The sequence below is a fragment of the Patulibacter americanus DSM 16676 genome, assembly GCF_000420025.1.
GTDB lineage: Bacteria > Actinomycetota > Thermoleophilia > Solirubrobacterales > Solirubrobacteraceae > Patulibacter > Patulibacter americanus.
Genome location: NZ_ATUD01000026.1, coordinates 1 through 4944, shown reverse-complemented (window position 1 = coordinate 4944; position 4944 = coordinate 1). Strand labels below are relative to the sequence as shown.

The 4944-nt window shown below is 75.9% G+C and carries 7 protein-coding genes; 1 reads left to right on the top strand and 6 read right to left on the bottom strand.

Going from position 1 to position 4944, the window contains the following annotated elements; genetic code table 11:
- Positions 1–77 precede the first annotated feature (77 nt).
- The 5 genes from trxA to otsB form a co-directional block, all read right to left on the bottom strand.
- The gene (gene trxA, locus F593_RS0121070) at positions 78–395 is read right to left on the bottom strand and encodes a thioredoxin (RefSeq protein WP_022930726.1); all 318 of its coding nucleotides are present in this window, start codon (positions 393–395) and stop codon (positions 78–80) included.
- A 177-nt stretch (positions 396–572) separates the two neighbouring features.
- Positions 573–1454 (bottom strand): polyprenol monophosphomannose synthase, encoded by an 882-nt coding sequence (locus F593_RS27340; RefSeq protein WP_022930725.1) that lies wholly within the window; start codon positions 1452–1454, stop codon positions 573–575.
- 89 nt (positions 1455–1543) lie between these two features.
- The gene (locus tag F593_RS0121060; protein ID WP_022930724.1) at positions 1544–2608 is read right to left on the bottom strand and encodes a glycosyltransferase; all 1065 of its coding nucleotides are present in this window, start codon (positions 2606–2608) and stop codon (positions 1544–1546) included.
- 4 nt (positions 2609–2612) lie between these two features.
- Positions 2613–3149 (bottom strand): hypothetical protein, encoded by a 537-nt coding sequence (locus tag F593_RS0121055; RefSeq protein ID WP_022930723.1) that lies wholly within the window; start codon positions 3147–3149, stop codon positions 2613–2615.
- A complete protein-coding gene (gene otsB, locus F593_RS0121050) occupies positions 3146–3955 on the bottom strand; it encodes a trehalose-phosphatase (protein WP_022930722.1) in 810 nt (269 codons plus the stop codon). Before otsB ends, F593_RS0121055 begins: the two co-directional genes overlap by 4 nt.
- 10 nt (positions 3956–3965) lie before the next feature.
- Here otsB and F593_RS27335 point away from each other — a divergent pair, with 10 nt between their 5' ends.
- Positions 3966–4745, top strand: coding sequence for a sulfite exporter TauE/SafE family protein (locus F593_RS27335; protein ID WP_084630264.1), 780 nt, complete (start codon positions 3966–3968; stop codon positions 4743–4745).
- A 13-nt stretch (positions 4746–4758) separates the two neighbouring features.
- On the opposite strand, the gene F593_RS27330 is transcribed toward F593_RS27335, so the two are convergent.
- Positions 4759–4944: sigma factor-like helix-turn-helix DNA-binding protein (locus F593_RS27330; RefSeq protein ID WP_033208888.1), on the bottom strand; the 186-nt coding region annotated here is incomplete at its 5' end.

The window sequence follows — 4944 nt, the reverse complement described above, 5'->3', positions numbered from 1 at the left end:
CGGTGGTGCCGGTGCGGTGGGATGCCCACCTGCCCCGGTCTGGTGCTGCGTGCGGCCGCCGGCGGGCGGCCGGCGGATCAGCCGAGGATGCGGTCGATCTCGGCGTTCAGGCGCGGCTTCGGCATGGCGCCGACGATCTGGCCGGCGGGCGCGCCGTTCTTGAAGACGATCATCGTCGGGATCGACATGATCCCGTACTTCGCGGCCGTCTGCTGGTTGTCGTCCGTGTTGAGCTTGACGACGCGGACGTCGCTGCGCTCGGAGTCGATCTCCTCCAGCACGGGGCTGACCGCGCGGCACGGACCGCACCAGGGGGCCCAGAAGTCGACGATCGTGGCCTGGTCGCTCTCGATGACCTCGGCCTGGAAGTTGGTGTCGGTGACGTCCGTCGCCATGTGATGCTCCTCGTAGGGACCCTGTGCGGTGCGCCGGCCCTCCGGCCGGTGCGCCCTCGTACAGGCACTATACAAAATGAAGTACGCCGGGTTCAACGCACGCCGCCCGGGCCCGTTGACGGGATCGGCGGGGCGCGTGGCGGCTCGCCGGGGCAGGCCGCAGGACGCCCGGCCAGGCTACCGGCCGGGGCTGCGCACGGAGGAGGATTCGCCCGACGTGGACGGATCGGCGGGCACGGCGCCCGTGCCCCCCGCGCGCTCGGCCGCCCGCGGGATCGCTCCTCCCGCACCCTCGCCCGCCGGCGGCGTGGGTAGGGTCGCCCGCCAGCGCGAGCGGCGCAGGGCCGGCACGAGGACGACGGCCTCGCGCGCGATCCGCCAGTTCATCTTCGACGTGCCCGCCGTGCGGTCGCGGAAGACGATCGGCACCTCGACCACGCGGTAGCCCGAGCGCACCGCCCGCCAGGTCAGCTCGACCTGGAACGCGTAGCCCACGGACCGCACGGTCGAGAGCTCGATGGTGCGCAGGACGTCGGCGCGGAAGCACTTGAAGCCGCCCGTGAGGTCGCGGACCTTCAGGCCGAGCGTGCGCCGCGCGTACCAGGAGCCCCCGCGCGAGATGATCCGCCGTACCAGGCCCCAGTCGCTGACCCCGCCGCCGGGGACGTAGCGCGAGCCGAGGGCGACGTCGGCGCCGTCCCGGACGGCGCCGAGGAGCTTCGCGAGGTCGCGCGGATCGTGGGAGAGGTCGGCGTCCATCTCCATCACGTGGGTCGCACCGGCCGAGAGCGCGACGTCGAAGCCGGCGAGGTACGCCGGCCCCAGGCCCGTCGGGCGCTCGCGGTGCAGGACGACGACCTCGTCGGGGTGCTCCGCCGCCAGCCGGTCGGCGAGCTCGCCCGTGCCGTCGGGTGAGCGGTCGTCGACGACGAGGATGCGGAAGCCCTCGGGGGCCGCCTCCCGGAGGACCTCCTGCGCGAGGCCGACGACCCGCGTGACGTTCTCCGCCTCGTTGAACGTCGGGATGACGACCCACGGGACGTGGGAGGACGCTGCCATGGGCGCACACGCTAGAGGGTGGGGGGCCGAGGACGCGCCCTCGCGGTCCGGGGTGACGTGCGCACCCCGGGAGCCGTCCTCCGGGGTGCTCACCCGAGCAGCGCCGGCAGCAGCTCGTCGGCGACGACGCGATCGACCCGGGCGGCGCCGAAGCGCTCGTCGAGGATCCGGCGCGCGCGGGCCGCGTCGTCGGCCTCGGCGCGGCGCGGCGCGTCGAGGGCCCCGCGCAGGGCGGCGGCCAGCGCGGGCGCGTCGTCCGGGTCGTCGACCACCAGGCGCGGCGTGGTCGCCCGCAGCACGCCGAGCGCGACGTACGCGCCGGGGGCGGTCGTCGTCACGAGCCGGCATCCGGCGGCCAGGGCCTCGAGCTGCACCAGCCCGTGGTCCTCGCGGCGCGGGGCGATCAGGAAGGTCCGGGCGCGGCGCAGCAGCGCCACGAACGCGTCGCGCGGCATCGCGGGGGTGTGGCGGACGCCGGGCGGCACCCCCTCGGGACCCGCGGCCTCGGCGACGCCCGCGCGGGTGCCGCCGCAGATCACGAGCTCCTCGCCGTCGCGGCGGCCGATCCGCCAGGCGGCCAGCACCCGGTCGAGGCCCTTCTTGTGCGGGTCCGCGGCGTAGGTCACCGCGGCGACGTCGCGCGCGCCCCACGGCACCGGCTCCGGGCCGATGTCGACGGGCGGCGGGACGACGACGGCACCGGGCCGCGGACGCGGGACCTCGGCCAGCGCCTCGGCCGACTGGGGCACGAGCAGCGGGCAGCTCCGCAGAAGCAGCTGCTCGCGGGGGCGCTGCCACGCGCCGTGGTGGCCGGGGCGGTTGGCCGCCATCGCCGCGTCGATGCGCACGGAGCCGGGGCGCGGCCAGAGCAGGGCGGCGCCCATGCTGCCGTAGAGGACCGCGCGCGGCCGGTGGGCGCGCAGGCCGTCCTCCGCCACCCGCCGGGCCGCGTGCGCCCAGGCGAGGTCGGTCAGCGCCATCGTCCTCACCGCGCGGGGGGCGCTCGGGCGGACGAGCACCACGCGGGCGCCGGCCCGCTCGAGGGAGCCGGCGAGGGCGTCGTCGACCTCGCGCAGCCCCTGGGTCGATCCGAGCGAGACGAACAGCACGTCGGCAGGTAGGCCCTCGCCGCCGCGCAGCCGTCGCAGTCCCACCACGCTAGACGCCCGCCGTGGACTGCCGCTTGTGCTCCGGGCGGTCGCGGCGCAGGCCCGGCATGCGGATGAGCTTGAGGGGCTGGGTGGGGCCGGTGCGCTCCACGCGGAACTCGACGCCGTCGCGCTCCTCGATCGCCTGCACGGCGTGCTCCTGCTTGCGCCAGGCGAGCGCCCAGATCAGCAGGAACCCCGTCGCCACGCCCGCGACCTGCGGGAACCAGATCGACGCGACGCCGGAGAGGATCGTCACGAGGAACAGCGGCCACAGGCGGTTGACCATCGTGAGGACGGGCCGCGGCTCCTCCAGCTCGTTCGCGGCCCGCGCCTGGGCCAGGACCCGGGCGATCTGCGGGTTCGCGGCCTCCATCCGGCCCGTGTGGATGCCGATGCCGGCGGCGATGACCCACCAGCCGGCCGAGATCAGGGCCGGGGTCGGTTCGCCCTTGATCTGCGCGTAGAGGACGACGAGCAGGCCCAGGACGGTCGCGGAGGCGCCGGAGAGGAAGACCGTCGTGTGCAGCAGCTGCCGGAAGGTCACGAGCGCAGGAGCTCCCGCAGCAGGTCGCGCACGCCGTCGGTGCCGGGCACGGAGCCGTCGGCGGCCTCGGCGACGACGGCGGGCGAGCCGGGGTCGGCCGCCGCGACGCAGACCGCGTGCGTGATCGCCCCCTCGGCGCGCAGGGCGCGTAGGCCCGCAAAGCCGTCGATGTCGGTGCGGTCGTCGCCGGCGAAGAGCCCGCCGTCGAGGTCACGGCCCTCGAGCACCCAGCGGACGGCGGCGCCCTTGTCGAACGGCACGGCCGGGCGCAGCTCGAGGACCATGCGGCCGCGGTGCAGCCTGAGGCCCTCCGCCTCGGCGCGGGTCCCGAGCTCGGCGACGAGCGCGTCGGCGCGGTCCTCGTCGCGCGCGCCGCGCCAGTGCAGCGCCTGGATCGGGCCCTTGTCCTCGATCCACACGCCGAGCTCGCGTGCCTCCGGGCTGTCGTCGAGCAGGGCGCCGGCCAGCGCGCGGACGCGGTCCTCCCACTCCGCCACCTCGGGCCGCACTCGGGGGGCGTCCTCGCCGGGCGAGAGCGCCTCGATGCCGTGGTTGCCCACGTACTCCAGCCCGTCGAGGCCGACGATCGCCCGGGCGTCGAGCGTGCGCCGCCCCGTGACGCAGCCGACGAGCCCGTAGCGGCCCGCCAGCTCCTCCAGCAGGTCGCGTGTCTCGTCCGGGACCTTGGTCTCCGACGCGTGTTGCGTGATGGGGGCGAGGGTCCCGTCGACGTCGAAGAGGAGGGCGCTGCGGGCGGGCGCCGCACGCAGGGGGGCGACGAGGTCGCCGAGCCGGGCGTCGATCACGCGACCTAGTATGGCGCGGGTGGACCGGCGCCGGACCCTCGCGATCACCGGCATCGGCACCCTGGCCGGCGTCTTCAGCGGCCTGTTCGGCGTCGGGGGCGGCGTCGTCATGGTGCCCCTGCTCATCCTGGTGCTACGGATGGACGAGCGGCGCGCGACGAGCACGTCGCTCGGCGCGATCGTCCTGATCGCGAGCGCGGCCGCCCTGACGCAGGGCGCCTACGGCCAGCTGCACCTCGTCGAGGCCGCACTCGTCGGGGTGCCCGCGCTCGCCGGCGTGGTGCTCGGCACCTGGCTCCAGCAGCGGATCCCGGCGCGCCGGGTGTCGCTCATCTTCGCCGTGCTGCTCGTAGCGGTGGCGATCTCGATGGTGCTCTCCGGCGACACGGGCGACGGCTCCGGCGCGGTGTCCCGGGACGCGGGCCACGTCCTGCTCGGGGGCGCCTTCGGGCTGGCCGCGGGCGTCGTCTCGGGCCTCCTGGGCGTGGGCGGCGGCACCCTGTTCGTCCCCGGGCTGGTCTTCGTCCTGGGCCTGGGCCACGTCGAGGCGGAGGCCACGTCGCTCCTGGCGATGATCCCGATGTCGTTGCTGGGCGCCTGGCGTCAGCACCGCTACGGCAACCTCGAGCTGCGCACCTCGGTGACGCTCGGCCTCGTCGCGATCCCCGGGGCGCTGCTCGGCGTGGTGCTCGCGAACGCGCTCCCCGTGCGGGTCCTGCAGGTCGGCTTCGCGCTGCTGCTGCTCTACGTCGCGCAGCGGCTGGCGCGGCGCGGGCTCGCGAAGGACTGAGGGGCCCGGCGCTCTAGGCGATGGCGGCGGTGAGGAGGTCGGCGTGGGCGCCCAGGGCGGTGCGGAGGCGGCGGCGGAGGGTGCCGGCGATCTGGCAGACGCGGGACTCGGAGACGCCGAGGAGGTCGCCGATCTCGCGGAGGCGGCGGCCTTCGACGTAGAGCATGAGCGCGACCTGGCGCTCGCGCTCGGGGAGCTG